The 411-nt window shown below is 31.1% G+C and carries 1 protein-coding gene; it reads left to right on the forward strand.

What is annotated here, in order from left to right; all coding sequences use genetic code 11:
• Positions 1-94 precede the first annotated feature (94 nt).
• Positions 95-343 carry a hypothetical protein gene (locus ACNDLV_RS07455; RefSeq protein ID WP_209315139.1) on the forward strand — a complete coding sequence of 83 codons (249 nt, stop codon included), beginning with the start codon at positions 95-97 and terminating at the stop codon, positions 341-343.
• The last annotated feature ends 68 nt before the right edge of the window (positions 344-411 follow it).

Raw genomic sequence — 411 nt, forward strand, 5'->3', positions numbered from 1 at the left:
GTAACGCAATGATTGATAGAAGAGATGACATTTTTAAAGGCCGAGATTTTCTATCCAAAATTATGAAACACATTTTAGATACGGAGGAGTGAAAATGTATAAAGTTTACTTCCCTGATCCAGATGATTATACGTACGTTGGATATCAGGGGGATATTCCTGACTTTACTAGTTTAATTCTAAATCGGTTTATAGATATTGGAGAAAACAATTTTCTTTTAGAATTCAGCTTTCCTTCAATTTCTGACTTTATCCAGTTTGTCTGGGATAACTCAATGGATTTAGAAGGAGCATTTAAAGATTTAGCAGAAGAAGTTTATGAGGTAGTTGAAGTAAATGTATGAAGAACGAATTTTAAAACTATGTATAGATTATAAACAACAGCTTGTAGCTGATGCTTTAAAACAAAAAA

It is taken from the genome of Lactobacillus fornicalis (genome assembly GCF_055362665.1).

Excerpts from the sequence above, each read along its gene's own strand:
- ACNDLV_RS07455 (WP_209315139.1), top strand. The coding sequence starts at position 95 with ATGTATAAAGTTTACTTCCCTGATCCAGATGATTATACGTACGTTGGA.